Source organism: Ralstonia sp. NFACC01 (assembly GCF_900115545.1).
GTDB classification, from domain to species: domain Bacteria; phylum Pseudomonadota; class Gammaproteobacteria; order Burkholderiales; family Burkholderiaceae; genus Ralstonia; species Ralstonia mojiangensis.
Window position 1 is genome coordinate 36,879 of record NZ_FOWV01000007.1, and the last position, 25,012, is coordinate 61,890.

Sequence of the window (25,012 nt, forward strand, 5' to 3'; positions counted from 1 at the left end):
ACCATGCCGCCCCGGCCTGGGGTGTCGCTGTGCTCAGCCGCCCAGCTTGTCGAGCAGGCTGTACCACGCCACGCCCGCCGCAATGTAGAAGCGCTGCAACCCATGCAGCGGGATCGGCGTGATGGGCGATACGGGATACGGAAACGCCTCTCCACTGCCCGCAAGCCGCGCGGCGATGTGCTGGCCGAGGCTGGTGCACAGCGCGATGCCGCGCCCGTTGCAGCCCAACGCCATCGTGATGCCAGGCGCGGGCTCGTGGATGTGCGGCATGAAATCGCGCGTGATGGCGATGCGGCCGGCCCAGCGGTATTCGTATTCCAGCGGGCCGAGTTGCGGAAAGAGCAGCTCCAGTGAGCGTTCAAGGTGTGCAAAATCCTGCGCGTCGCGCGGCTCGGAAAAGAAGCCGCGTCCACCCATCAGCAGGCGCCCGGCTGCGTCTTTGCGGAAATACAGCAGCAGCCGTTGCGATGTGGAAGCCGTCTCACCGCGCGCCAGGATGGCTTGTGCATCCGCCGTCTTGAGCGGCTTGGTCGCAACGATAAAGCTGTTGGCAGAAAGCACCGTCTGCGCCAGGCCCGGCCACAGCGGGCCGGTGTAGCCATTGGTGGCGATCACCACGCGCTGGGCTCGCACCACGGCACCGGTGCTGGAGGCAGCGATCCACTGCGCGCCCTGCCGCTCCAGCGCCGTTACGGCGGTCTGCCCGTGCACGGCGGCGCCCGCTTGCTGTGCGGCGCGCACCAAACCGCGCGCGTACGCCATCGGCTGAATGCCGCCCGCGCGGCCGTCGAGCCACGCGCCCGCAAACGCCTCAGTGCCGACCCGGCGCGCGACGGCGGCGCGGTCCAGCATTTCCACCGGCACGCCGCGCTTTTCCCACTGCCTTGCGCGCGCATGCAGCGCCGGCACGGCCTTGTCCGAATAGGAAAGCTGCAGCCACCCGGCACGCACGGGCTGGCAGTCGATGTGGTGCCGGTCGATCAGATCGAACACTAAATCGGCGGAGCGCGAGACGGCGTCGATCAACGGTTCGGCACGCGCGGCACCGAACAGGCTCACCAGTTCATCGGGGTCATGCTTGAGTGTCGGATTGACCTGCCCGCCGTTGCGCCCGGAGGCGCCCCAGCCCGGATCGTTGGCCTCCAGCACCGTGACCTGCGTGCCGCGCTCGGCCAGATGCAGCGCGGTAGAAAGCCCCGTGTATCCACCGCCGACGACGAGCACATCGGTGGTGATCGATTCCATCAACGCAGGCGTGGGCGGCGCGGCCGGCGCCGTGGCGGCCCACAGCGACGGCGGCAGCGGCTCGCCGCCCAAAGCGCCCGGGGCGATATCGAGGTGCGGCTGCGTCATGGCACGAGGTCTCCGGCGCGAGCATCGGCGGGTTTGTGCAGCACGCGGCGCAGAAAGTCCTGCGTGCGCGGCTGACGCGGGGCGCCGAGCACTTGCGCGGCTGGGCCTTCTTCGACGATGGCGCCGCTGTGCAAAAAGCACACGCGGTCGGCCACCTCGCGGGCAAAACCCATCTCGTGCGTGACGACGATCATCGTCATGCCCTCGCGAGCGAGTGCGCGCATCACCTCCAGCACATCGCCGACAAGTTCGGGGTCGAGCGCAGACGTGGGTTCGTCGAACAGCATCGCCTCGGGCTCCATCGCCAGCGCGCGGGCAATCGCCACGCGCTGCTGCTGGCCACCGGAGAGCTGCGCCGGATAAGCCTGCGCCTTGGCGGCGAGGCCCACCTTCTCCAGCAGCGCCATCGCCTTGGCACGTGCCGCTTCAGGGCGTTCGCCCTTCACGTAGACGGGGCCTTCCATCACGTTTTCGAGCACGCTGCGATGCGGGAACAGGTTGAAACGCTGGAACACCATGCCCATGCGGCTGCGCAGCGTGTGGATGGTTTTGCTGTGTTGATCGACGCGTTCGCCAAAAGCGCGGATCTCGCCGCCGTCATACGACTCCAGCCCGTTGATGCAGCGCAGGACGGTCGACTTGCCCGAGCCGGATGGGCCGATCAGGCAGACGACTTCGCCCTTGTCCACATGCAGGCTCACGCCGCGCAGCACGTGGTGCTCGCCAAAGTGCTTTTGCAGATCACGGATCTCGATCATGCTCATCGTTTGGCCCTCCCTGCGCCCAAGCGGTGTTCAAGCTTGCGCAGGCCGAACACCAGCGGCAGGCTCATCACCAGATACAGCAGCGCCACCAGCGTGTAGACCGTCATGTTCTGGAACGTGGACGAAGCGATGAGCTGCCCCGCACGCGTCATTTCCGCCACCGTGATGGTGGACACCAGAGACGAATCCTTGAGCATCATCACCAGCGTGTTGCCGTATGGCGGCAGCGCAATGCGAAACGCCTGCGGCAGGATCACGCGCCGCATGATCAGCGTGCCGCGCATGCCCATGGCCTGCGCGGCTTCACGCTGGCCGGGGTCCACGGCTTCGATGCCGGCGCGGAAGTTCTCGGCCTGATACGCCGAATACGCAATGCCCAGCCCGATCACGCCCGCCTGAAACGCGGTGAGCTGAATGCCGATGTCCGGCAGCACGAAGTAGATGTAGAAGAGCTGCACGATGATCGGCAGCCCGCGAATGATGTTGACGATGGTCGCCCCGGCCGCAGATACGGCCTTGATGGGCGACAACCGCATCAGCGCGAGCCCCAGCCCGATCACGCTGCTGAGCAGGAACGACAGCACGGTCACCTCCACCGTGACCACCGCCCCTTTCAGCAGGATCGGCAGGAAGTCCTGCGCGTTCTCAAGAAACGTTGCAACACTCATGGCGCATCACCGGTCTGAAATCAGATGCCCCACTTCTTCACGATGGCTTCCAGCGTGCCGTCCGCCTTGATCTTGGCGATGGCCTTGTTGAGGCGGTTGAGCGTTTCGGTATCGCCCTTGCGCACCACCAGGCACACATCGCCCACGTTGGCGGGTTTGTAGCCGGCAGCAAGCTTCACGCCCTGGAAGGCGTTCTGGCGGATCTGGTACGCGATGATCGGCTGGTCGCCCAGGCCGGCCTTGATGCGGCCCAGCGCCAGGTCACGCGTCATGTCGGCCACCGAGTCGTAGCTACGCACTTCCTTGAAGATGCCCTTCTTGTTGAGCATGTCGAGGAACACCGTGCCGACCTGCGCGCCCACCACCTCGCCTTTCAGATCATCGAGCGTGGCGTAGTTCTTGGCGTCGTCAGCCTTGACGATCAGGCCCTCGCCGTACGAGTAGACCGGGTCGGAAAAATCCACCACCTGCGCGCGCGCCGGCGTCTTGAGCATCGCCGCCGAGATGATGTCGATCTTGTTCGACGTGAGCGACGGAATGAGCGCCGAGAACACCGTCTGCTGCACGTTCACGTTGAAGCCGCCCGCCTTGCCCACGGCCGTGACGGTGTCGACCATCATCCCCTGGATGGAATTCGTCTTCACGTCCAGAAACGTGAACGGCACGCCCGTGGCCGTGGCACCGACGTTGTAGGTGGCCGGCGCACCCTGCGCCCAGGCAAACGATGCAGTGGCGAGCATGCACAACGCCAGTGCAGCGCGACGGAAGGTGGTGACAACAGACATGGCAATCCTCCAGGCAACGGAAAAAAGACGCACCCCGAACGCGCATGCACGGGGAATGGCTCAACGTAATGCAATGGTTGTGCCAATATTCGAACGTATCGAATCGATTAATAACTATGGAAAACCACTAATCGACGTATATGAATCGATATGCGATTCTTTGTCCGTTGATTTGCCAATGAGCCGCCACTTGCCATGACCGACGCTGCTGAATCTGCCGATGCGCCCGACCTGCTGTTCAACCAGTCGCTGGAAAAAGGGCTGGCCGTGCTTGGGGCCTTCAACGCGCAGCGCCGCACCATGACGATTGCCGACGTGGCCACCGCTGCCGGCATCAACAAAAGCTCGGCGCAGCGGATGATCTACACGCTCGAGCAGCTCGGCTACCTGCGCAAGCATCCGCAGACGCGTCGCTACCAGCTCACCCCCGCAGTGATGAAGATCGGCTTCAACTACCTGGCCGCCGACACGCTCATCGACGTGGCCAATCCGTTCCTGGCCGAACTCACCAAGATGACCACCGAAACCTCGTGCCTGACCGAGCCCGATCAGGACGAGATGGTGTACGTCGCCCGCTTTGTGAGTGCGCACTTTGTGCCGGTGCACATGCCCATTGGCAGCCGCATCCCGATGTATTGCACCGCGTCGGGCCGTGCTTACCTGAGCGCCCTGCCGATGCCGGAAGCGCAAGCCATCGTCGAGGCGTCGCAGCGCGTGGCGCACACCATGCACACGCGCACCGACGTGGCCGACATCATGGAAACGCTGCGCCTGGCGCGCCAGCGCGGCTACGCCACCAACTGCGAAGAACTGTTCCTCGGGGACATGACCATCGCCGCGCCCATCGTCAGTAGCAACGGGCGGCCGCTGGGGGCAATCCACCTTGTTGCGCCCACCGGGCGGTGGACGGCGGAAGAGATGGAAACAAAGCTGGGCCCCGCGCTGCTGCAATGCGCGCGGGCGATCAGCACGTCGGTGCGGGCACTGGGATAGCGCGGCGCGCGGCGGAGTTGAGCAGCGCGCCGCCCGCCACCTTCAAGCCTTGGGCGCCTTCACCAGCAGCACCGGGCATTCGGCATGCGCGAGCACCCGCCCTGCCACCGAGCCCATCAGCGCCTCGACGAACACGCCGCGCCCGTGCGAGCCCATGACGATGGCCGCGGCCCCCGCACTTTGCGCGTGGTGCACGATGCGCTCTGGTGGAAAACCGACCAGTGCGTGCTGCTCGAACGGCACGCCGGCCGCACCCAGGATCGCGCAGACTGAAGCCATCGCGCCGGTGCTTTCCTCCGCGTACCACGCGTCAACTTCTGCCTTACCGACGAGCGATTTGATGTCGCCAGACAGGTCCGGCATGCAATGCACCACGTGCACCGTCACATCGCTGCCGAAGAGGGTCTTGTCGGCAATGCACCGCGCTGCCGCATCGGAATAGGCCGATCCGTCCGTTGCCAGTACCAGGGTTTTCATGTGGCCTCCTTGCCATGTCTGCGGTCGCGCAGCGTGCGCGGCCGGCGTCTGCTTCCAACGTAAGCGCTGCTGAAAGCCACGCGTTGATACGAGTCAACGTAAGCGCTGTGGTGCGGTCACCCGGTCAGCGTTTGCACAGGAAGGCAGGCAGAATGCGCAGGTTGACCCAGATTTCGCGCCCCACATGACGACCACACCATCCCTTTCCGATTTCCCGCTGCACTCGACCGACAAGCTCCGCTACGGCGACACCGACCGCCAGGGCCACATCAACAACGCCGTCTTCGCCACGTACCTAGAGACAGGCCGCGTGGAAATGCTCTTCACGCCCGACAACCCGCTGGCCGCGCCCGGCTGCGAGTTCGTCATCGCGCAGCTTGTGCTCGACTTCCGCAGCGAGATTCTCTGGCCCGGCTCCGTGCAGATCGGTACGCGTGTGGCGAGCGTCGGGCGCAGCTCGGTCAAGTTGGAGCAGGCCATCTTCCAGAACGGCCGCTGCGCCGCCACATCGCAATCGGTAATCGTGCAGATCGACGTTGCCACGCGCCAATCGAGCCCGATTACTGATAGCGCCCGTCAGCGCCTTGCCGCGCTCACCGCCACCCCTGCCGGCGCAGAAGCAGAGTGATGCGCGCTGTACGCAAACGTCCGTCCGCGGAAAATTTTTAACTTTGCTTGCACTTGCGCCCCTTGCCGGTGGGAAGATGGCTCTCCCGTTCAATCACGCGGAGGTGACCATGGGACTGTTGGATGAAGTGGGCAAGATCGCCGGCGCCGTCGCCGCCGTTGAAGCCGCCGAGAAAGTCGACCCGGATGCCGGCCTGCTGACCAAGGCGGTTGCCGCCGTCGCCGGTTTCAAGGGCGCTGGCGCGCTGGAAGAGATGCTGGAAAAGAAGGACGAAGCCAAGGCCGAAGGCGCCGAGGCAGCTCCTGAAGATGGGGCCGCGCCGCAGGCTTGAATTGCTTGCAGGCTCAAAAGGATTTGGGGGACCCCGCCGGTTGGCGGGGTTTTTGTTTTTTGGTGCCGTGCGTTCGAGGCGAGTCCTTGCCGCCATATGGGCACATATAATCCCCACCGTCACCGCACCAACGGTGACCGGGTTTCGCAGCCCATTTTCCCTCCAGACGGACAGCCGCTTCCGAGCGGCGTTTTCATGTCCGGTGCTTGCGCACGCCTATGCTTTCTGCGGCGGGCCGGGCAGGGAGACCTTCGGGTCTGCCGGCGAGCTGGAGTGGGCCGGTCTGCGAACCCTGTCGTCAGGCCCGCCACCCTCGTTCGCAGCGAGGGCCGGGTCTCCTTCAATCCACTCCAGGAGGCCACATGGCTACCGCACTCAGCGGGCATCGCCCCGCGTCTTACCCTTCCCCACCGCCTTGGCGCTGCAGGCTTCCCGCACAACCGGGAGGTGCCGCATGTCGCTGACCAAAAACCGCCTCTACCTGGATGGCGCCGTCTCGGCACGCGCATTTCTGTGCCGCACGCACAGCGTCATGCGCGACCCTGGGCATTGCCGGCCCGGCAGGCTGCGCGAGCAGCTCACGTACTTTTCGGAACACGCGTATCCGCCGGCATTCGTGAAAGGCTTTATCGATGCCATCGACGCGTATCTGTCGATGTCGCTCGGGGGGAGCGACGTGGATCCGCACACGTGGGAGGTGTTGGCCGCCATTGAGCGCCGGCGGGTTTCCGCCGCATAAGAACAGTTGGACCCATCCCCGAGACGGGCGGGGATGCCGGCACCACGCTGCAACGCCGTGGAAGGCGCTGTGGCATGCTGGGCCCTCACATTTGAGGCGGATACAGCGGGAGCCATCTTGAAGCTCGATCACATCGCCTTCGTCGCGCAATCACTTGAACAGGCGCAGGCCTATGCCGCGCAGCGGTTTGGCGTGGCGCTGCCCGCAGGCGGCAAGCATCCCTTGATGGGCACGCACAACCTCGTCACGCAGATTGCGCCCGGCGTCTTTCTGGAGTTCATCGCCATCGACCCGGAGGCGGCGGCGCCCAACAGGACGCGCTGGTTTGCGCTCGACCGCCTGACGCGGGAAGGCACATTGGAAGAGGCGCCCCGGTTGTTCGGCTGGGTCGCGAGCGTTCCGGATCTGGCGCGCAACGTAAGCGAATCACCGCAGCACGAATTGCTGGAAGTGACGCGTGGCGATTTGCGATGGCACTTCTTTCACCGCAGCGACGGTGAAGCGGAAGCGGGCGGTTGCTGGCCCGCACTCATCGACTGGGCAGGCGGCCAAAGCCCGGTCGACCGGATGCAGGAGGTTGGGCTGCGCCTGAACCAATTCCAACTCGCGCATCCGGGGATGCCGGCCATCCGCGCAAAGCTTCATGGGCTGGGGTGGAATGCTTCCGAGCCGGAGAACCAACACGTCGAACTGACCGACTCGGCACGGCCGGCATTGACGCTTGTGCTCGATACGCCGAACGGGCGCGTGCAGATCGAAGGCGGCGGCCTGTAACCGCCGGCCACGGGTCAGGCGGCGCGGCGCTCCGCCACGCGCTGCCGCGTAGAGAACCCGTCGCGCACGCATTGGGCCAACGCAAGCGCTGCGGCACTCGCGCCTTGCGCGGGCAGCAGCAGGCTGATCGCAAACATCGGCAGTTCAGGCAGGCCGGCTTCGGGGCCGAGGATGTCCAGGTCCGCCGGCACCGTCGGCGTCAGCCATGCCGTGACGGCCAGCCCGGTGCGCACCGTGGCGGTGGTCGCTTCAATGTTGCCGCTCTCGAACACCGTGCGCCATTCGATGCCCTGCTCGCCCAGCGCTTTGAGCACACGGGCCCGGAAGGCGCAGCTCTCGTCCACCATCGATAGCGGCAGTGGTCGTTTCGCATGCACATTGCCGCCGCGCGGGCCGACCCACACCAGACGTTCCACGCACAGGCATTCACCCGTCGCTTCATCCACCGGCGCTTCGACTACGGCGACGTCCAGCTCGCCGCGCGCAATGCTCTGCGCCAGCTCGGGCGACGTCCCGCACACGATGGTCAATTCCACCGATGGCCACGCTTCGGTAAACGCCTTGAAGATTGGCGGGAAAACGGTGCCGACCAAGTCGTAAGGCACGCCCAGGCGCACCGGACCCTGCAGCGGGCGGGCGGCCATGTCGGCCCAGATCTCGTCGTTGAGCGCGAGCAGGCGCTTGGCACGGCCGAGGAAGCGTTCACCCGCGTGGGTGAGTTCCAGCCGCCGGCCGTCGCGCTCGAACAGGCGGCATTCGAACGCGTCTTCAAGCCGCTTGATCTGCTGGCTGATGGCGCCCTGCGTGAGGTGCAGCGCATTGGCGGCCACCGTCATGCTGGCGTTTTCGGCCACGGCAATGAAGGTGCGCACGAGGGTGATGTCGAGGTTCTTGGCCATCGAGGCATTCTAGATGCTAATGGGTTGCATCAAAAACCTTCGATTTGCTAATGATTTTGCGCGCTCTACAGTGGGCCATCCGTCACCAACCGAAGAGTGCAGCCCATGGCCGTCGAAGCGTTTTCCTCCATCGCGCCGCTGGTGTTGTTTGCCGTGGTGTCTACCGTGTCGCCGGGCGGGGCCACGACGCTGGCGACAGCCTCGGGGTCGCAATTTGGGTTTCGGCGCTCGATTCCGCTCATGGTGGGCATTGCCGTCGGGCTGGCTTCGTTGGCAGCGGGTGCGGCAGCGGGCTTGGCCGGGTTGCTGATGGCCGCGCCGGGGCTGCTGCTGGTGATGAAGGCGGCGGGCTCAGCCTATCTGCTGTGGCTGGCGTGGAAGGTAGCGCGCAGCGGTCCGCCCAATCTCAATGCCGCCGCCACGGTGCCGACCACGCTGCTGGGCGGTGCCTGCCTGCTGTGGCTGAACCCCAAGGGCTGGGCGATGGCATTGGGTGCGGCGGCTTCGTTCGCAATGCTGGCGAGCGGCCCGCTGCAGCTGGCGGCGCTGCTGGGCACGACCTTTGGGTTGGCTGCCCTGGCGTCGCTGTCGCTGTGGTGCGCGGCCGGGATCGTGCTGGCGCGGCTGTTGAAGACGCCGCGCCAGTGGCGTGTGCTCAATGCGGTGCTGGGCGTGCTGCTGGCCGTCTCGATCGTGCCGATGTGGCAGCCGTGATTGGGTGGTGATTGGGTGCCGGTCGATCAGCGCACCAGCAGCTTCATCATCGTCTCGAACGTCTTGCCGTACGGCGCGCGGAACAGGCCCAGCCCGTTCAGCCGGGCCTGCTTGAACACCGGCTTCATCTTCGAGAACCGCTCGAACCCGTGGATGCCGTGGTACGCGCCCATGCCGCTGGCGCCCACGCCGCCAAAGGGCAGGTCGTCTTGCGCTACGTGCAGCAGCGTCTCGTTGATGCACACGCCGCCGGCAATGGTGCCGGCCATCACGCGGTCGACCGTGGCGCCGTTGCGCTCGAACAGGTATAGCGCGAGCGGCCGTGGGCGGGCGTTGATGTAGTCCAGCGCTTCGTCCAGCGTGCGATACGGCACCAGCGGCAGCAGCGGGCCGAAGATTTCTTCCTGCATCACGCGCATTGCCTCGGTGCCGCCCGTGATGAGCGCAGGCGGGAACTGGCGCGTGCCTTCGTCGGGCACGGCGTTGGTGAGCGGCAGCACCTGCGCGCCCTGCTCGCGAGCCTCGTCGGCCAGGCTGGCCATGCGCTGGAAGTGGCGTGGGCTGATGAGTGTCGTGTAGTCGCGGTTACGCGCCATGTCGGGGTACATCTTGTCGACCAGCTTGCGTGCCGCATCGATAAAACGCTGCTCGGCGCCGGCGGGCAGCAATACGTAGTCGGGCGCCACGCAGGTCTGCCCTGCATTGAGTAGCTTGCCGACCAGCGTGCGCTCCACCGCGCGGTCGAAATCCGCATCCGGCCCGATGATCGTGGGTGATTTGCCGCCCAGCTCCAGCGTGACCGGCGTGAGGTTGTCGGCCGCAGCGCGCATGACGTGGTGGCCGACGTTGGTGGAGCCTGTGAACAACAGGTGATCGAACGGCAGCCGCGAGAACGCCTCGGCCACTGCCGCATCGCCATTGATGACGCGCACTTCATCGGCGGCAAAGTTGCGCTCGATGAGATCGGCAAACAGGGCGGAAAAGCGCGGCGTGTATTCCGAGAGCTTGACCATTGCGCGGTTGCCCGCCGCCAGCGCAGACACCAGCGGCCCGATGGTCAGATAGATCGGGTAATTCCAGGGCACGACGATGCCCGCCACCCCCAGCGGTTGCGGAATCAGCCGCGAGCTGGCGGGCCGGAACCACAGGCTCACGCCGCGCCGCTGCACGCGCATCCAGCGCTTGCCGTGCGATAGCGCGTGCTTGATGCCGTCCACGCTCGGAAAGATCTCCAGCAGGTCAGTCTCTTGCCGCGAGCGGTTGCCGAAGTCTGCGCTGACGGCCTGGGCGATGGCGTCGCGGTTGTCCATGACGAGGCGTTTGAGGCGCATCAGACGGTCGCGGCGCACAGGCCAGGCAGGCAGCATGTCGGCCTGATGGGCAGCGCGCATGGCCTCAAAGGTCTGCTGCATGCGAAGCAGGTGCGGGGCAGGCAGATCGGCAGGTTGCATGGGGGGCTCCTGGCAAGGTGGGCGGATCGGTGCAATTGCAAAGCAGTATGGTCGCCAGCCGCCATTGCGACGGCCTGATACGGCCCAGCCGTGTGCGGCATGCCCGGCCTGCGTGGGCGCACGCAACCGTGTGCCAGCGTGGAATTGCTGTGCCGCAATATCCAGCCGTTGGCTTCGGCTTAGGGGTTTGGGGGCTGCCTCCCGCCGCTTTGTTGCATGACATCGAACGATGCCTCTAATGCGGGTAAGCCCGGTCGTTTGAAACAACCCGGCACGCCTAGGATGTGAGTTCGTGACCGGCAATAAGCCGGCGGCGTCGCTCGCCCATTAGAAAACCATCCGGAGACACCCATGGCCACCGAATCGCAGACATCCGCGCTCACCTTTGACTACGTCATCGTCGGCGCAGGCTCAGCCGGTTGCGCGCTTGCCAGCCGGCTGACCGAAGACCCAGACGTGACCGTCGCGCTGCTGGAAGCTGGGCCGCACGATCATCATCTTTCCGTCTGGGTGCCGGCCGGATGCGCGGCGTCGCTGCCGTTCAAGAACAAGCGCAACTATGGGTTCCAGACCGTGCCGCAAGCCGGGCTGGGCGGGCGTCAGGGCTATCAGCCGCGCGGGCGGGGGCTGGGTGGCAGCTCTTCGCTCAACGCGATGATCTACATCCGCGGCACGCCGAGCGACTACAACCACTGGGCGGCGCTCGGCTGCACCGGCTGGAGCTGGAGCGACGTGCTGCCCTACTTCAAGCGCTCCGAAGGCAACGAGCGTTTTGCCGGCCGCGATGACGACGCGCTGCACGGCGGCACCGGCCCGTTGCACGTGAGCGACCTGCGCACCGGCAACCCCATCGCACAACGTTTTGTCGATGCCGGCGTGGCCGCAGGCTACCGCCGCAACAACGATTTCAACGGCCCCGATCAGGAAGGCGTCGGCCCATACCAGGTCACGCAATACAACGGCGAGCGCTGGAACGCCGCACGCGCCTACCTGCACGGCGGCGACAAGGCCGACGCCACGTTCAGCCGCAATCGCCGCCAGCTGACAGTGATGCCCGACACGCAGGCGCTGCGCATCGTCTTTGAAGGCAAGCGCGCGGCGGGTGTGGTGGTGGAGCGTGCGGGCCGCACGGAAACCCTGCGCGCGCGCCGCGAGGTGATCGTCTCATCGGGCGCGTTCGGCTCGCCGCAGTTGCTCATGGCTTCAGGCGTGGGCCCGGCGGAGCATCTGCGCTCGCTCGGCATTCCGGTCGTGCACGACCTGCCCGGCGTCGGCCAGAACCTGCAGGATCACCTCGACATCATCCTGCACAAGAAAGTCTTCAACCTCGATCTGATCGGCTATTCCGCGCGCGGCAGCGCCCACATGCTGGGCGAGATCCTGCGCTACCGGCGCGAGCGTCGCGGCATGCTGGCGACCAACTTTGCCGAAGCCGGCGGCTTCATCAAGAGCCGGCCCGATCTGGCCGATCCCGATCTGCAACTGCACTTCGTGGTCGCCATGGCCGACAACCACAACCGCACGTTCAACTACGGCCACGGCTATTCGTGCCACGTGTGCGTGCTGCGCCCGAAGAGCCGCGGCGAAGTGCGCCTGGCCTCCGCCGACACGCGCGAGGCCCCGCTGATCGACCCGCGTTTCCTGTCCGACCCCGACGACATGAACGGCATGCTTGCCGGCTTCCGCGCCGTGAAGAGCATCTTCGCGCAGCGTCCGTTGGCTGACCTTGGCGGGCGTGAGCTGTATTCCGGAAATATCCGCGGCGATGGCTCCGACGACGAAGCCGTCCGCGCCCTCATCCGCCAGCACGCCGACACCATCTATCACCCCGTCGGCACCTGCAAGATGGGCAGCGCCGACGACGCAATGGCGGTGGTCGACCCGGAACTGCGCGTGCGCGGCCTGACAGGCCTGCGCGTGATCGACGGCTCCGTCATGCCGACGCTCATCGGCGGCAACACCAACGCCCCGATCATCATGATTGCCGAGCGCGCCGCCGACCTGATGCGCCAGGGCGGACGCCCGACGTTAAATGTGGTGAGCGGCATCCCCGCGCAAGCAGCACCGGCCGAGGTGCACTGAAAACAGCGAGGGCGACGAACCGCAGCGCCGCCCTCCGCATACCAACGGTGTGGCCGTTGGAGCCCTAGATGGCGCCTTGAATTTCTGTGAGCGGGCGGAAAAAGGAAGGAGGCCTGTCTGAGCGCAGCGAGTTTGCCTCCTTCCCCGCACGGTCACAGAAATTCAAGGAGAAGTCGCCATCTCGGGCGCGCCTTTCTTTGCTTACTTTCTTTGGCAAGACAAAGAAAGTGAGTCAGCCCCGGCAGGGGATGAAACCAGGGATGCCCCAACAACATCAACGAGCACCCCGAAGCAAATCAGACATCAGTTCCCGGCACTATCCGTAGGCGTATTAAACGAATCCCGCAGCAAATAACTCATCGGCACCTCCAGATTCACCCCATTCGGCGGAATCGGCTGCTGAAACCACTTCTTGTACAGCTTCGGCACCTCGCCATCGACAATCAGCCGCGTCATCGACTGGTCGATCAGCTTCTTGAACTCCGGGTCTTGCTTGCTGAGCATGATCGCGTACGACGACACGAGCTGCGTCTTGCCCGTCAGGCGGTAATCGGCCGGGTTCTTGGCCGTGGCGCGCATGCCCGAGAGCAGGATGTCGTCACCGGCAAACGCATTGGCGCGGCCATCGGCCAGCATCGCAAACGCGCTGCGCAGGTCGTTGGCATCTACCACCTGCATCGTCATGCCCGTCTCGTTGAGCTTGCGTGCGAGATCGGCATTGCTCGATCCGCGCGCGGCCACCACCGTCTTGCCGTTCAGGTCTTCCCATTGCTGGATCGGCGAGCCAGCCTTCACCAGCATGCGGCCCTTGGTGATGTAGTGCGGGATCGTGAAGGCGACTTTCTCACGGCGCTCGCGCGAGTTGTTGGTCGAGCCGCATTCCAGATCGGCCTTGCCCGAGGCGACCACGTCCATGCGTGTGGCGGCTGTCACCGGCACGTACTGCACCTTCAGGTCGGGGCGCTTGAGCGAGGTCTTGATCGAATCGATCAGGCGGGAGCAGATGTCGATCGTGTAGCCGACCGGCTTGGTGCCATCAAGGTACGAAAACGGAATCGAGTCTTCCCGATACGCCACGTGCACCGTGCCCGAATCGCGGATGCGATCGAGCGTCGGGGTGGCGGCAACGGCGGTGGACGGGAAGACAGCGGTGGAAACAGCAGCGGGAACGGCAAGCGCGGCCAGCAGCCACGTGCGCGCAGCGAACGGCATCGTCAAAGGTCCTAGGAGAGTTTCGGGCTTCTAATGGCCAGCCGACCGCATCGGGGCCCTATCGATGCGGCCGTGCGCGCAATCGATTGCCGGGCGACATCCGCCCGGCTGCGCAGCATTGGCTGGGGCGCGTCGTCACTCCCCCCGGGAATGCCAAAGCGTGAAGCAATGTCACGCGCCGCCATGGGCGCGCATTATGCGCTGAATGCGGGTATACCCTCAAGCACCTTCTCGGTGCGTGGTTGATCAGCGTTGCACTAATCCGCCACCTTGTCGGTCGGGAACTTGAACGAGTCGCGCAGCAGGAAGCTCATCGGGATCTCCAGCTTCACGCCATTGGGCGGAATGGGTTGCTGGAACCACTTTTTGTAGAGCTTTTCCGCCTCGCCATCGAGGATCGTGCGTGACATGGCCAGGTCGATCACCTTCTTGAACTCGGCGTCGTCTTTGCCGAGCATGATCGCGTACGGCGCCACCGCCAGGTTGCTGCCGACGACCGCGTAGTCCGCCGGGTTTGGCGACGTCGCCCGGAAGCCATAGAGCAGCACATCATCCATCGCAAACGCATCGGCTTTGCCGGCCGCCACCATGCCGAAGGCTTCGGCGTGGTCGCGGGCCTCTACCACGTTGACCCTGAGCACGCGCGCATCGGCCATCGCGCGGATCTGCCCGCCGTTCGTGCTGCCGCGCGTGGACACCACCGTCTTGTTGTTGAGATCTTCCCAGCGGTGGATGCCCGAACTGGTCTTCACCAGCATGCGGCTGCTGGCAATGTAATGCGGAATAGTGAACGCTACCTTCTCGCGGCGCTCGCGCGTGTTGTTGGTCGATCCGCATTCGAGATCTGCGCGGCCCTCGGTGATGGCGCCGATGCGCGTGGCTGGCGTCACGGGCACGTATTGCACCTTCAGGTCGGGCCGCTTGACCGCCACCTTGACCGCCTCGACCAGCCTCGCGCAGAGGTCGATCGAATATCCCACCGGCTTGCCGCCATCGACATAGGAGAACGGTACGGAGTTCTCGCGATACGCCAGCCGGACAGTGCCGGTATCGCGGATGCGGTCAAGCACGGGGGATGCAGCCAACGCCTGGAAAGCGCACAACGCCAGGCCGGCCGCGAGCAATACGCGGGTCGGATGCGGCACGGGATGTCTCCTGTCTGGTTATTTTTCTGGTGCCGGCGCGCTCGCGCGGCTCCCCCACCCTAGGCGATGTGATCTTTCATCCCGCTTTCACGCCGGCCGCCCCGTGTTTCTCTTCACAGAATCTTCATACAGGCCATGCGCGCTGCAGCACTGCACCCAGCTCCTGAGCATGTCCGTCGAGCGTGCCAAACACGCGGCCATGCTGATGATGGAAGCGGCTGGCGATGAAGCGTTCGGCGTCGTCGGGGTGGGCATGGGCCAGCATCAGGGCGGCCTGGGCCGTGAGTGCCAGCCCCTGCGCGATGCGGCGCGCGGAGGTTTCCTGGATGTCGCCCGGCTGATGCAGCATCGCCTGCAGCGCGGCCAGTTCCGCGCGCACGGCACGGTGGCCCTGTGCGCGCTCGCCAATGTCGTGCATCAGGCGCAGTGCGTCGTCCGGCGTGCGGGCGATGGCGCGCAGCACGTCCAGGCACATCACGTTGCCCGAGCCCTCCCAGATGGAATTGACCGGCGCTTCGCGGTACAGGCGCGCCATCGGGCCTTCTTCCACGTAGCCGTTGCCGCCCCAGACTTCCATGGCCTCGCCGGTGGCCTCAATGGCGCGCTTGCAGACCCAGAACTTGGCGGCGGGCGTGACGATGCGCTTCCACGCCGCGGCCAGCGGATCGACATCTGCGCGCTCGAACGCGCTGCCCAGTTCCATCATCAGCAAGGTCGCGGCTTGCGATTCCAGGGCCAGATCGGCCAGCACGTTGCGCATGAGCGGTTGGTCCACCAGCAGGCGGCCAAAGGCCATGCGATGCCGCGCGTGGTGCAGCGCCTGCATCAGCGCGTGGCGCAGGATGGCCGCGCTGCCGATCACGCAATCCAGCCGCGTGTGCGTGGCCATCTCGATGATGGTCGGAATGCCGCGCCCTTCCTCGCCAATGAGGATGCCCTCTGCGCCGCGGAACTCCACTTCGCAGCTGGCGTTGGAACGGTTGCCGAGCTTGTCTTTCAGGCGCTGGATCTGGATTGGGTTCTTGCCGCCGTCGTCACGAAAGCGCGGTACGAAGAAGCACGACAGCGGCCCGTCTTCCGCGCCCATGCGCGCGACCACCAGGTGTGCATCGCACATCGGCGCAGAGAAGAACCACTTGTGTCCGGTGATCGCGTATGTGGCGCCGCGGCCCTCGCCGCGCAACGGCGTTGCCACCGTGGTGTTGCTGCGCACATCGGAGCCTCCCTGCTTCTCTGTCATGCCCATGCCGACGAGGATGGCGGTCTTCTGGCGCCACGGCAGATCGCGTGCGTCGTGTTCGCGGGCGTAGAGACGGGGGCCAAGCTCGGCAAACAGCGCCGTCTCTTTTTGCAGAACGGGGATGCTCGCGAACGTCATCGTCGCAGGGCACAGCGTGCCGGATTCGATCTGCGCCTGCATGAAATAGCCAGCGGTGCGTGCCGCCCATGCACCCGCACGCGGCTCGGCGAAGGGCAGCGCCTGCAGCCCCTGGCTGCGCATCAGCCCGAGCAGCGCATGCCAGGCGGGGTCGAAGCGGATGGCGTCGATGCGCTCGCCGGTGCGGCTGTGGGTGTGGAGTTCGGGATGGTATGTGTTGGCCTCGGCGGCCCACCGCAGCGTCTCGGGGGCGCCCAGCTGATCACCGAAGGCTTGCAGCGCGCTGGCGTTCCAGCCGCCGCCCAGACGTTCGAGTGCGTTTTGCAACGTGGTGTCGGACGTGAAGGGGTTGAAGCCGGTCAGGTCCGGGACCTGGTTGAAGACGCGGTGGGTGGCCTCGGTGGGCATGGGGGGTCTCCTGGCGTGGTGCTTTTGGTTGTGTGGGCCATGGTAGACCACCGGCGGTGGGGGTGGGTGGAGGGGGATTTCTATACGGGTTCCGCTTGGATGGCGGCCCCATCCCACTCGAGAAACAGATACACGCCCTTGTCCTCCACCAGCCGAAACCCCATCCGCTGATACAAGCGCTGAGCGGGGTTGAAGCGTTCCACATGAATCTGCACGCGTTTTCCTGAAGCGCGGGCCTGCGCAAATACAGCAGCAAGCACCGCGCTGCCGATCCCCGAACCGCACCGCTCCGGCACCAGCGAGATATCGATGATCAGCAGTGCGCCTTCCCGATGCTGTAGGTAGATCCGCCCGGCGGGTACGCCGTCCTGCTCGATCACGAAGAACTCTGCATCGGGATAGGCAAAGTACGCGCGTTGCTGCGCATCGAACTGCATCCGGACGAACTGCGCTTTCTGTTCATCGGTCCAGCCGGTCGCCTGCAGTTCGGCTTCGCGGGTGGTGCCATAGAGGTGCCGCAGGAAAGGCTGATCGGCTTCGGTCAGGGGGCGCAGCGCGGTGCCCGCGCGTTCGATCGGAAAGATCGGCATGGCGCTCAGCCGATGTTGAAGCAGGCTTGGTAGCAAAAGCCCTCCGCGGTGCGGGCGATCGGCACGAGGAACACCGGCTGTTCGGGTAGCGTGGCGTGCTGCAGGAAGTACGTCCCCTGCTGCAGCATGAACGACGCATCGCTTGCGAAGAACAATGAGAACACGCGCTGGCCTGGACGAGGGGCCGGCTCGGCCGTCACTTTGTCGAGGTTCAGCGTGAATTGTGGGTCGTGGGCTCCGCCTGGAGCCTGCAGCACGGAAAAGGCGGTGCCGACATGCGGCTGGAACAACTCTGCGGAAATCGTCATGGGCGGCAGATCGGATGCGGAAATTGGGCGATGGACTGGCACAGCATGCGTCGCCAGTCCATCGCAACGGCAGCGGCTTACGGGTGTTGCGGCCAAGCGCCTTGCAGGGCGATGCAATAGTTCATGACCAGGAACGGCTGCATGTTCTCGTGCGGCTGGCTGTCCCCGGAAGTGCCGACCGCCTGCGGTGCCAGCGAAGTCATCGTCGGCGCTGGTGAGGCATCTGTGTTGATGAACGACTGGTTGAGCGTCACCTGAAAGCGGGCCGGCAGGCGGCCACCTGCTGTCGTCGACGCTGCACGACTGTTGTCACCGTATGCAGTGTGCGAGTGCGATGGCATCTCGGTATCCGCCAGCGAGACGGTGGACGAGCCCTGTGGATCGTTGAGCACGCCGCTCACAGGGCCCATGACCGCCCGCGCACGGAGGTCGGGTAAGCCGAAGGTTGTTGAACCGTTGCCTCCATAGTTGGTGCCAAGGATGGAGAACAGTGTCGTGTTCTGCGAGATCGGCATGATCGCCCCATCGCAGGCGGCCCAGTCCACCGGCGCAAAATTGAACCCGAAGATACGGATTTCCCCGACGAATTGATCGGACATTGGTTTCCCCTTTCGACTCAGCCTTGCGACGGGTAGATGCCCGCGGTGGCGATGATGTAGTTGATGGAGGCCGTCGGCATTTGATTGGTATGCGCCTGATTGCTGCCGGTCTGCCCGATCGTCTGGGGGGCCAGCGCGGCCTTGCCCGGCGAATTTGCCGTGCCGGCGTCGTAGAAGCCCTGCGCGTTCGATACGGTTGCCAGCAGTACGCTCGGGCCGGGCGTAATAGTCGTGGCGGCCGCGCTGGTGCAGTTGATGGCGTGGTTGTGCCCCGGAATCTGATTGATCGTCAACGTCACGCCGTCGACGCCGAACTGCTCTCCGATCAGGCGGTTAGTCAGCCCTGGGCCCTGCCCTTGTCCCACGGGAAGCTTCCCCTGCAGGTCTGGCAAGCCGAAGGTGCTCTGGCCATCGCCACCGTAAGTGGTGCCAAGCAGAGTGAAAAGGGTCTCATTCTCTGATATGCCAATGATCTGGCCTTGACAAAGCAGCCAGCCCACCGGGGCATAGTTGCCTGCGAACAGGCGGATTTCGCCAACGTATGGTTCTGCCATGAGTGATCTCCTAGCCGCGTGACGGGTACACGCCGGTCAGCGCGATGATGTAGTTCAGCACCAGCGATGGCTGCATGTTTTCGTGCGGCTGGTTGCCGCCGCTGGAGCCGCAGGCTTCGTTCGACAGCGGCGTCAACGTGCCGGGTGCGCCGTAAAGAGGGGTGCCTGCACTTGGGGGCCCCGGATTCGCCGGGTTGTAAATGTTGCTGGTGGCTAGGAGATGGTTCTGCGTGATGCCTGTCGTCGGCAATGTGGCGGGCGTCGTCGATGCATTGAATGGGTGGCTGTGCGCCGGCACTTGTGTGGTCGACAGCGTGACGGTCTCGGCGCCACCTACCTCGCCCTGCACGTAGTCCTGGAGGTCGCGGTGCAGCGGCGTGCGGCCGCGCAGGTCCGGCAACGCGAAGTTGGTCGTGCCATTGCCGCCATACTGGGTGCCCAGCAGCGAAAACAGCGCGGTGTTCGTCTGGATGGACAGCAGTGCGCCATTGCACAAGGCCCATCCTTTTGGTGGAAAAGGAAATCCACAGAGGCGAATCTCGCCCAGGTATTGATCCACGACCCCTCCTCGTAATGTGGCATCGCCACGATCTTGAATTCTTCGCTTCGAAGCAGAAAATCTTCTATTAATGGTTTCTGCGTCTCAATTTGATTGCCAGTCTGGTCATGGCGTATCACTAAACATAATGGACGGGATTTTCGCGTTGTCCGTATGAAAATCCAGTGTCAAGGCAGCAGAGCGTGCCAAAAGCGACACATCATGCCAATTCATCCGAAAGTTGGTATTGACGACACGGGACACCTTTCATAGCATCGCGTCGGGATCATTGCGCCTGCTCATTTTAAAAGAAACAAAGGGGCATTGATCTGTCGGGGGGTATTTGTGAGGGTTAACGCTTAATCATTGCATGGTTAGACGCTATGCAATGGATTGTAAGTGTTCAAATCTGCGCGCTATTTCCCCTCATTACCGGGGAGTGCCCGATGGGGATCAGGCACTGAATTTCCCATTACGCCACAAAGAGAAAAGCCCGCGACAGAGCGGGCGGAACGAGGGAGAAATGCGCGTGCTGACACAAAGCAGCCCGTATGGCCGGCGTGGGGTCGCCGGATGGTCAATGTTCCGGTGCCTGGAGGCGCAGGGGCGGAAATGGATGCGCCGGGGCCTACTGGCCTTGCTGGCGATCTGGTTGACCGTGTTGTCGCAGGGGGCGCTCGCGAACATCTCATGCTCCGTCTCGTTTTCGATGCAGCAAAACACGACGAAAACCTACTCGCTGACGGCTGGTGAAAATGCCGCATGTGACCCGCTTAACGTAGGGATAGCGTTCGACACCTTCGGGGACCAAAACTTCGACAACACCTCGGGCGCCGTCACTACACCAACCACGCAAGGCGGTACCTTCTATATTTTCGCCAATGTTCCCGGCGGCAGCGGTGCCCAGAACGGTTTCGTCTACACGCCCCCGAACCCCTCCTTCAGCGGCACGGATACCGCGACGTTCTATGTGACAGATAACAATGGCAACTGGACGCCTACCGGCTCGTTGACCATTACCGTGATCCCGACTGCGCCGACGGTGACGAGCATTGCGCCGAACTCAGGGACCACCGCCGGCGGCACCTCCGTCGCCATCATCGGCACCAATTTCACCAGCGCCACTGCGGTCAAGTTTGGCGCGACCAACGCCACCAGCTACACCGTCAACAGCGCAACGTCGATCACAGCCACCTCGCCCGCAGGGGCGGCCGGGACGGTTGACATCACCGTAACCAACGCTAACGGAACCAGCCCGACCAACGCGTCCGACCAATACACCTTTGTAGCGCCTCCTGTTGCGAACGCGGTCAGCACCACCGTTGCACACGGCAGCACAAGCAACCCCGTCACGCTGAACATTACCGGCGGCGCGCCGACCGGCGTGGCCGTCGCAACGCAGGCAGCGCACGGCACAGCCACCGCGTCGGGCACGTCGATCACCTATACGCCCAGCGCGTCCTACTCAGGCTCGGACTCATTCACGTACACCGCGACCAACGCGGGTGGCACGTCTGCGCCCGCCACCGTGACTGTCACCGTGTCGAATCCGACCGTCACGTATGGGCCGTCCTCGCCTGCAGCCGGCACGGTGGGTACGGCTTATAGCCAAACGCCGGCTTCCGCCAGCGGCGGTACGGCGCCTTATACCTACACGATTGCGTCGGGCGCGCTGCCCGCCGGCATCTCGCTGGCCAGCGACGGCACGCTGTCGGGCACGCCCACGGCGGGCGGTACGTTCAACTTCACCGTTACGGCCACCGACAGCAGCACAGGCACCGGTCCGTTCACGGCGACCAGCGGCACGCTCACGCTGACTGTCGCTGCACCGACGATCACGCTCTCGCCGTCCGCGCTGACCAATGCCACCGTTGCCACGGCATATAGCCAGACGATAACGGCCAGCGGCGGTACGGCGGCCTACACCTACGCCGTCACTTCCGGAGCGTTGCCGGCTGGCCTCACGCTCAGTTCTGGCGGCGCGCTGTCGGGGACGCCCACGGCAGGCGGCACGTTCAACTTCACCGTGACCGCCACCGATAGCAGTACCGGCAGCGGCCCGTATACAGGCAGCCGCGCCTATACGCTGGTCGTCAATGCGCCCACGTTGGCGATCACACCGGCGTCGGGCAGTCTCAGCGCTTCGGCCGGCGTGGCCTACAGCCAGACCTTCACAGTCAGTGGCGGCCTGGCGCCATACACGTATAGCCTTGCCGTCAATAGCGGCACGATGCCGACCGGTCTCTCGTTCAACACCGGTACCGGCGTGTTGTCCGGTACGCCCACCACCACGGGCGTGGTGAATTTCACGGTGACTACCACGGACCACGCAACCGGCACGGGGCCGTACAGCACGTCTGGCACCTACACGCTGACCACCTCGGCGCCCACCATTACTGTGTCGCCCACCACACTGATCGCGGCAACCGTCGGCGCCGCCTACAGCCAGACTGCGACGGCCAGCGGGGGTGCCGCGCCTTATAGCTACGCGCTGACGGCCGGTGCCCTGCCAGCGGGCCTGAGTATGAACAGCAGCACCGGGGCGATCACTGGCACGCCCACGGCGGGCGGCACCTTCAACTTCACCGTCACGGCCACCGATGCCAACAGCTATACCGGCTCGCGTGCGTACAGCCTGACGGTCAGTGCTGCCACCGTCACGGTGAGCCCGAGCACGTTGCCGGGCGCTACCGTCGCTACGGCTTACAGCCAGACCATCTTGGCCAGCGGCGGCACAGGTTCCTACACGTACGCCGTCACGGCGGGTTCGCTGCCGGCGGGGCTTACGCTGTCCAGTAACGGCACGCTGTCGGGTACACCCACGTCCGGTGGTGCGTTCAACTTCACCGTCACCGCGACTGACAGCAGCACCGGAACCGGTCCCTACACCGGAAGCCGCGCCTACTCGCTGACGATTGGGTCGCCCACCTTGACCATCACACCGGCCTCGGGTTCTCTCGGCGGTGTCGCCGGCACGGCGTACAGCCGCAACTTCACGGCAAGTGGTGGTACGAGCCCGTACACCTATGGCCTTGTAGTCAACAGCGGCACCATGCCCGCGGGCCTGACCTGGAACGGCGCCACCGGCACGCTGGCAGGTACCCCAACCACGGCCGGCACGGTCAGCTTTACCGTCACCGCGACCGACAGTTCGACGGGGACGGGTGCCCCATTTGCGGTCGGCGGGGTCTATACGCTCATCATCGCCGCGCCTAGCGTGACGGTATCGCCGGCCACGCTGCCCAACCCGGCGATTGCATCGGCGTACAGCCAAACCATCTCGGCAGCCAATGGCACCGCGCCGTACACCTACGCTGTGACGGCGGGTGCGTTGCCGGCAGGCCTGAGCTTGAACACCACCACCGGCGTCCTCTCGGGCACGCCCACCGCAGGGGGAACGTTCAACCTCACCATCACGGCGACGGATGCCAATAGCTTCACGGCCAGCCGTGCCTACAGCGTCACCATCGGTGCGCCCACGGTCACGGTGAGTCCTGCGGCCGCTAACCCGGCCCAGATCACCACGGCCTACAGCCAGACCTTCAGTGCGGCCGGCGGCACCGCGCCTTACACGTACGCCGTGTCCACAGGTACGTTGCCAGCGGGCCTCAGCCTGAACGCCAGCACAGGCGTTCTGTCGGGCACGCCCACTACGCTGGGCAGCAGTACGTTCACTGTGAAGGCCACTGACAGCAGCACAGGCACCGGCGCCCCGTACAACGGGACACGCAGCTACACGATCACGGTGGGCCAGGTGATCGGCACCGCGCCGGCAATCACGGCCACCACCATGTCGACGGCGCCGATCACGCTGCATGCAACGGCCAATGCAACGGGCGGTCCGTTCTCGTCCATTGCGATTGTCAGTCCGCCTGCCAGCGGCACTGCCGTCGTCAACGGTCTGGACATCGTTTACACCCCGACCCCGACCACCTCCGGCGCCGTCAACTTCACCTATGCGCTGATCAACACGGCCGGCACATCTGCGCCGATTCCGGTGACGGTCAACGTGAATGCGGTGCCCATTGCCGTAGCGCAGAAACAGGCCACCACGTCGTCGGGCCAGGCGGTGAGCGTGGACTTGACCGAAGGCGCCACGGGTGGCCCCTTCACGGCGGCGACGCTGGTGTCGGTAGTGCCGGCCAACGCCGGCACGGCCACGATTGTGCAGAAGGCTGTGCAGACGCCGGCGGGCGTGAGGAGTCCGGCTGCGGCGGCATCGACCTATGTGATGAACTTCACGCCGTCGGGCACCTACAGCGGCCAGGCCGTGCTGACGTACACGCTGTCCAACGCGTTTGCCACCTCGGCGCCGGCCACGGTGCAGGTGAGCGTGGCGCCGCGCAAGGACCCCTCGGCCGACCCGGATGTGGCAGGTCTGATCAACGCGCAAGTGCAGGCCGCGCGCCGCTTTGCCACCACGCAGATCGACAACTACAACCGTCGTCTGGAAGCGCTGCATGGCACGGGCCGGGCACCGTCAGGCAACGGTCTGACAGTCGCCATGCCGGGCCAGCGCGTGGACATGCAGGCGCGTTGCCAGGATGTGGTCGGCATTTCCGCGCACGATGCCTGCATGCGCGGTGAGGGCCAAGGCGTGCGGCCGTTCGCACGGGGCAAGCGCAATACCGATGCGGCCAGCGGCAACACCGACAAGTCGAACGCAGATGCCGGTCCCGACCTGCCCGGTGCCGACGCAGCCGGCGTGGGCCCGGACAACACCGATCCGAATCTCGCGTTCTGGAGCGCCGGTACGCTGGACTTTGGTTTCGCCAACGCGGGCACGCAACGATCCGGTTTCCGCTTCACCACAGGCGGCGTGACGGCGGGCGCCGATTACCGCGTGTCCGATCAGCTCTCGATCGGCGGTGGCTTCGGCTACGGGCGTGACTCCACCGACATCGGCAACGCGGGCACCAAGAGCACGGGCGACAGCTATAGCCTTGCGCTCTACGGCAGCTATCGCCCGCTGCCTTCGTTGTTCGTCGATGGCGTGGCCGGCTTCGGCACGCTCAGTTTCGACTCGCGCCGCTGGGTGACGGACTCCAACGACTTTGCCACCGGCAAGCGCAACGGCAAGCAAGTGTTCGCCTCCGTGTCGGCCGGCTATGAGCATCGCGATCGCACCTGGCTGATCTCGCCTTACGGGCGCCTGGCGGTCTCGCAATCGACGCTGGATCAGTTCACGGAATCGGGCGCCGGCATCAACGCGCTGACGTATTTCGACCAGACGGTGACAACGGTATCCGGCACGCTCGGCCTGCGTGCGGAATACACGCAGAAGACCAAGTGGGGCACGTTCCTGCCGTTCGCACGGGTGGAGTACCAGCACGACTTCAATGGACAGAGCAATGCGGGGTTGGCGTATGCCGATCTGGCATCGGCGGGCCCTGCTTACTACGTGCCGGGTACGCCGTTTGGGCGCGATCGCATGCAGATCGGGTTGGGAACGAAGTTCCGCACCGGGCCGCTCACGTTTGGGTTGGACTACAGCGTGATGGCTGGGATGGGCGGTTTGCAGCAGGGGATTCGGTTGACGTTTGCTGCACCGTTCTGAAGCAACAAGCGGTAAGCGCCCAACAAAAAGCCAGCCTTCGGGCTGGCTTTTTTTTCGGCCGCGAT

General features: G+C 65.0%; 23 protein-coding genes. 8 read left to right on the forward strand and 15 right to left on the reverse strand.

The genetic code is table 11. The features are described from left to right. Positions 1 to 33 precede the first annotated feature (33 nt). From BM136_RS18415 to BM136_RS18430, 4 genes are read right to left on the reverse strand one after another with little or no spacing between them, the layout of a single operon-like run. A complete protein-coding gene (locus tag BM136_RS18415; protein WP_092973898.1) occupies positions 34 to 1,353 on the reverse strand; it encodes an NAD(P)/FAD-dependent oxidoreductase in 1,320 nt (439 codons plus the stop codon). Next, entirely contained in the window at positions 1,350 to 2,111 is a 762-nt protein-coding gene (locus tag BM136_RS18420; protein ID WP_027678739.1) for an amino acid ABC transporter ATP-binding protein, read from the reverse strand. The genes BM136_RS18415 and BM136_RS18420 overlap by 4 nt, the downstream gene beginning before the upstream one ends. Before the next feature lie 2 nt (positions 2,112 to 2,113). Next, positions 2,114 to 2,785 (reverse strand): ectoine/hydroxyectoine ABC transporter permease subunit EhuD, encoded by a 672-nt coding sequence (gene ehuD / locus BM136_RS18425; RefSeq protein WP_027678738.1) that lies wholly within the window; start codon positions 2,783 to 2,785, stop codon positions 2,114 to 2,116. 20 nt (positions 2,786 to 2,805) lie between these two features. After that, the gene (locus BM136_RS18430; RefSeq protein WP_027678737.1) at positions 2,806 to 3,570 is read right to left on the reverse strand and encodes an ABC transporter substrate-binding protein; all 765 of its coding nucleotides are present in this window, start codon (positions 3,568 to 3,570) and stop codon (positions 2,806 to 2,808) included. Between the two features lie 195 nt (positions 3,571 to 3,765). Between BM136_RS18430 and BM136_RS18435 the strand changes: the two genes are divergently transcribed. Further along, on the forward strand, positions 3,766 to 4,563 hold the full coding sequence (locus BM136_RS18435) for an IclR family transcriptional regulator (RefSeq protein ID WP_027678736.1): 798 nt from the start codon (positions 3,766 to 3,768) through the stop codon (positions 4,561 to 4,563). A 42-nt stretch (positions 4,564 to 4,605) separates the two neighbouring features. Here BM136_RS18435 and BM136_RS18440 read toward each other — a convergent pair whose 3' ends face one another. Next, positions 4,606 to 5,040, reverse strand: a complete 435-nt coding sequence (locus BM136_RS18440; RefSeq protein WP_027678735.1) for a universal stress protein — start codon at positions 5,038 to 5,040, stop codon at positions 4,606 to 4,608. 184 nt (positions 5,041 to 5,224) lie between these two features. Here BM136_RS18440 and BM136_RS18445 point away from each other — a divergent pair, with 184 nt between their 5' ends. The 4 genes from BM136_RS18445 to BM136_RS18460 all read left to right on the forward strand — a co-directional run bounded on the left by BM136_RS18445 (position 5,225) and on the right by BM136_RS18460 (position 7,512). After that, a complete protein-coding gene (locus tag BM136_RS18445) occupies positions 5,225 to 5,668 on the forward strand; it encodes an acyl-CoA thioesterase (RefSeq protein WP_027678734.1) in 444 nt (147 codons plus the stop codon). Between the two features lie 109 nt (positions 5,669 to 5,777). Continuing rightward, positions 5,778 to 5,999, forward strand: a complete 222-nt coding sequence (locus BM136_RS18450) for a hypothetical protein (RefSeq protein WP_027678733.1) — start codon at positions 5,778 to 5,780, stop codon at positions 5,997 to 5,999. 454 nt (positions 6,000 to 6,453) lie between these two features. After that, positions 6,454 to 6,738 (forward strand): hypothetical protein, encoded by a 285-nt coding sequence (locus tag BM136_RS18455; protein WP_015856032.1) that lies wholly within the window; start codon positions 6,454 to 6,456, stop codon positions 6,736 to 6,738. A 117-nt stretch (positions 6,739 to 6,855) separates the two neighbouring features. Then, positions 6,856 to 7,512, forward strand: coding sequence for a VOC family protein (locus tag BM136_RS18460; protein ID WP_092974476.1), 657 nt, complete (start codon positions 6,856 to 6,858; stop codon positions 7,510 to 7,512). A 14-nt stretch (positions 7,513 to 7,526) separates the two neighbouring features. On the opposite strand, the gene BM136_RS18465 is transcribed toward BM136_RS18460, so the two are convergent. Continuing rightward, positions 7,527 to 8,411 (reverse strand): LysR family transcriptional regulator, encoded by an 885-nt coding sequence (locus BM136_RS18465; protein ID WP_092973900.1) that lies wholly within the window; start codon positions 8,409 to 8,411, stop codon positions 7,527 to 7,529. 105 nt (positions 8,412 to 8,516) lie between these two features. On the opposite strand from BM136_RS18465, the gene BM136_RS18470 reads away from it, so the two are divergent. Beyond that, positions 8,517 to 9,125 (forward strand): LysE family translocator, encoded by a 609-nt coding sequence (locus tag BM136_RS18470; protein ID WP_092973903.1) that lies wholly within the window; start codon positions 8,517 to 8,519, stop codon positions 9,123 to 9,125. 26 nt (positions 9,126 to 9,151) lie between these two features. On the opposite strand, the gene BM136_RS18475 is transcribed toward BM136_RS18470, so the two are convergent. Further along, on the reverse strand, positions 9,152 to 10,576 hold the full coding sequence (locus tag BM136_RS18475; protein ID WP_254775696.1) for a coniferyl aldehyde dehydrogenase: 1,425 nt from the start codon (positions 10,574 to 10,576) through the stop codon (positions 9,152 to 9,154). Positions 10,577 to 10,927: 351 nt separating this feature from the next. On the opposite strand from BM136_RS18475, the gene BM136_RS18480 reads away from it, so the two are divergent. Beyond that, positions 10,928 to 12,658: a GMC family oxidoreductase gene (locus BM136_RS18480; protein WP_092973906.1), complete on the forward strand. Its 1,731-nt coding sequence runs from the start codon at positions 10,928 to 10,930 to the stop codon at positions 12,656 to 12,658. A 303-nt stretch (positions 12,659 to 12,961) separates the two neighbouring features. Here the strand turns inward: BM136_RS18480 and BM136_RS18485 are convergent, their stop codons facing one another. The 8 genes from BM136_RS18485 to BM136_RS18520 all read right to left on the reverse strand — a co-directional run bounded on the left by BM136_RS18485 (position 12,962) and on the right by BM136_RS18520 (position 19,411). Beyond that, on the reverse strand, positions 12,962 to 13,870 hold the full coding sequence (locus BM136_RS18485) for an amino acid ABC transporter substrate-binding protein (protein WP_092973908.1): 909 nt from the start codon (positions 13,868 to 13,870) through the stop codon (positions 12,962 to 12,964). Positions 13,871 to 14,127: 257 nt separating this feature from the next. Then, entirely contained in the window at positions 14,128 to 15,015 is an 888-nt protein-coding gene (locus tag BM136_RS18490) for an amino acid ABC transporter substrate-binding protein (protein ID WP_092973911.1), read from the reverse strand. Between the two features lie 124 nt (positions 15,016 to 15,139). Beyond that, on the reverse strand, positions 15,140 to 16,801 hold the full coding sequence (locus tag BM136_RS18495; RefSeq protein WP_092973914.1) for an acyl-CoA dehydrogenase family protein: 1,662 nt from the start codon (positions 16,799 to 16,801) through the stop codon (positions 15,140 to 15,142). A gap of 80 nt (positions 16,802 to 16,881) precedes the next feature. Continuing rightward, positions 16,882 to 17,391 carry a GNAT family N-acetyltransferase gene (locus BM136_RS18500; protein WP_092973916.1) on the reverse strand — a complete coding sequence of 170 codons (510 nt, stop codon included), beginning with the start codon at positions 17,389 to 17,391 and terminating at the stop codon, positions 16,882 to 16,884. Positions 17,392 to 17,396: 5 nt separating this feature from the next. Beyond that, complete coding sequence (locus tag BM136_RS18505) at positions 17,397 to 17,699, reverse strand: DUF6916 family protein (RefSeq protein WP_092973919.1); 303 nt, start codon at positions 17,697 to 17,699, stop codon at positions 17,397 to 17,399. Positions 17,700 to 17,776: 77 nt separating this feature from the next. Continuing rightward, a complete protein-coding gene (locus BM136_RS18510) occupies positions 17,777 to 18,298 on the reverse strand; it encodes a phage tail protein (RefSeq protein WP_092973922.1) in 522 nt (173 codons plus the stop codon). A gap of 17 nt (positions 18,299 to 18,315) precedes the next feature. Beyond that, positions 18,316 to 18,852 carry a phage tail protein gene (locus BM136_RS18515; protein ID WP_092973926.1) on the reverse strand — a complete coding sequence of 179 codons (537 nt, stop codon included), beginning with the start codon at positions 18,850 to 18,852 and terminating at the stop codon, positions 18,316 to 18,318. A 10-nt stretch (positions 18,853 to 18,862) separates the two neighbouring features. Next, positions 18,863 to 19,411 (reverse strand): phage tail protein, encoded by a 549-nt coding sequence (locus BM136_RS18520; RefSeq protein WP_092973929.1) that lies wholly within the window; start codon positions 19,409 to 19,411, stop codon positions 18,863 to 18,865. A 502-nt stretch (positions 19,412 to 19,913) separates the two neighbouring features. On the opposite strand from BM136_RS18520, the gene BM136_RS18525 reads away from it, so the two are divergent. Next, positions 19,914 to 24,947 (forward strand): putative Ig domain-containing protein, encoded by a 5,034-nt coding sequence (locus BM136_RS18525; RefSeq protein ID WP_092973932.1) that lies wholly within the window; start codon positions 19,914 to 19,916, stop codon positions 24,945 to 24,947. The last annotated feature ends 65 nt before the right edge of the window (positions 24,948 to 25,012 follow it).

Bases quoted from the DNA above. Each gene is read 5' to 3' on its own strand.
- BM136_RS18415 (WP_092973898.1), bottom strand. From the start codon at position 1,353: ATGACGCAGCCGCACCTCGATATCGCCCCGGGCGCTTTGGGCGGCGAG.
- BM136_RS18440 (WP_027678735.1), bottom strand. From the start codon at position 5,040: ATGAAAACCCTGGTACTGGCAACGGACGGATCGGCCTATTCCGATGCG.
- BM136_RS18465 (WP_092973900.1), bottom strand. From the start codon at position 8,411: ATGGCCAAGAACCTCGACATCACCCTCGTGCGCACCTTCATTGCCGTG.
- BM136_RS18450 (WP_027678733.1), top strand. From the start codon at position 5,778: ATGGGACTGTTGGATGAAGTGGGCAAGATCGCCGGCGCCGTCGCCGCC.
- BM136_RS18475 (WP_254775696.1), bottom strand. From the start codon at position 10,576: ATGCAACCTGCCGATCTGCCTGCCCCGCACCTGCTTCGCATGCAGCAG.
- BM136_RS18510 (WP_092973922.1), bottom strand. From the start codon at position 18,298: ATGTCCGATCAATTCGTCGGGGAAATCCGTATCTTCGGGTTCAATTTT.
- BM136_RS18480 (WP_092973906.1), top strand. From the start codon at position 10,928: ATGGCCACCGAATCGCAGACATCCGCGCTCACCTTTGACTACGTCATC.
- BM136_RS18435 (WP_027678736.1), top strand. From the start codon at position 3,766: ATGACCGACGCTGCTGAATCTGCCGATGCGCCCGACCTGCTGTTCAAC.
- BM136_RS18470 (WP_092973903.1), top strand. From the start codon at position 8,517: ATGGCCGTCGAAGCGTTTTCCTCCATCGCGCCGCTGGTGTTGTTTGCC.
- BM136_RS18485 (WP_092973908.1), bottom strand. From the start codon at position 13,870: ATGCCGTTCGCTGCGCGCACGTGGCTGCTGGCCGCGCTTGCCGTTCCC.
- BM136_RS18455 (WP_015856032.1), top strand. From the start codon at position 6,454: ATGTCGCTGACCAAAAACCGCCTCTACCTGGATGGCGCCGTCTCGGCA.
- BM136_RS18505 (WP_092973919.1), bottom strand. From the start codon at position 17,699: ATGACGATTTCCGCAGAGTTGTTCCAGCCGCATGTCGGCACCGCCTTT.
- BM136_RS18420 (WP_027678739.1), bottom strand. From the start codon at position 2,111: ATGATCGAGATCCGTGATCTGCAAAAGCACTTTGGCGAGCACCACGTG.
- BM136_RS18500 (WP_092973916.1), bottom strand. From the start codon at position 17,391: ATGCCGATCTTTCCGATCGAACGCGCGGGCACCGCGCTGCGCCCCCTG.
- BM136_RS18515 (WP_092973926.1), bottom strand. From the start codon at position 18,852: ATGGCAGAACCATACGTTGGCGAAATCCGCCTGTTCGCAGGCAACTAT.
- BM136_RS18495 (WP_092973914.1), bottom strand. From the start codon at position 16,801: ATGCCCACCGAGGCCACCCACCGCGTCTTCAACCAGGTCCCGGACCTG.
- BM136_RS18430 (WP_027678737.1), bottom strand. From the start codon at position 3,570: ATGTCTGTTGTCACCACCTTCCGTCGCGCTGCACTGGCGTTGTGCATG.
- BM136_RS18525 (WP_092973932.1), top strand. From the start codon at position 19,914: ATGCGCGTGCTGACACAAAGCAGCCCGTATGGCCGGCGTGGGGTCGCC.
- BM136_RS18445 (WP_027678734.1), top strand. From the start codon at position 5,225: ATGACGACCACACCATCCCTTTCCGATTTCCCGCTGCACTCGACCGAC.
- ehuD (WP_027678738.1), bottom strand. From the start codon at position 2,785: ATGAGTGTTGCAACGTTTCTTGAGAACGCGCAGGACTTCCTGCCGATC.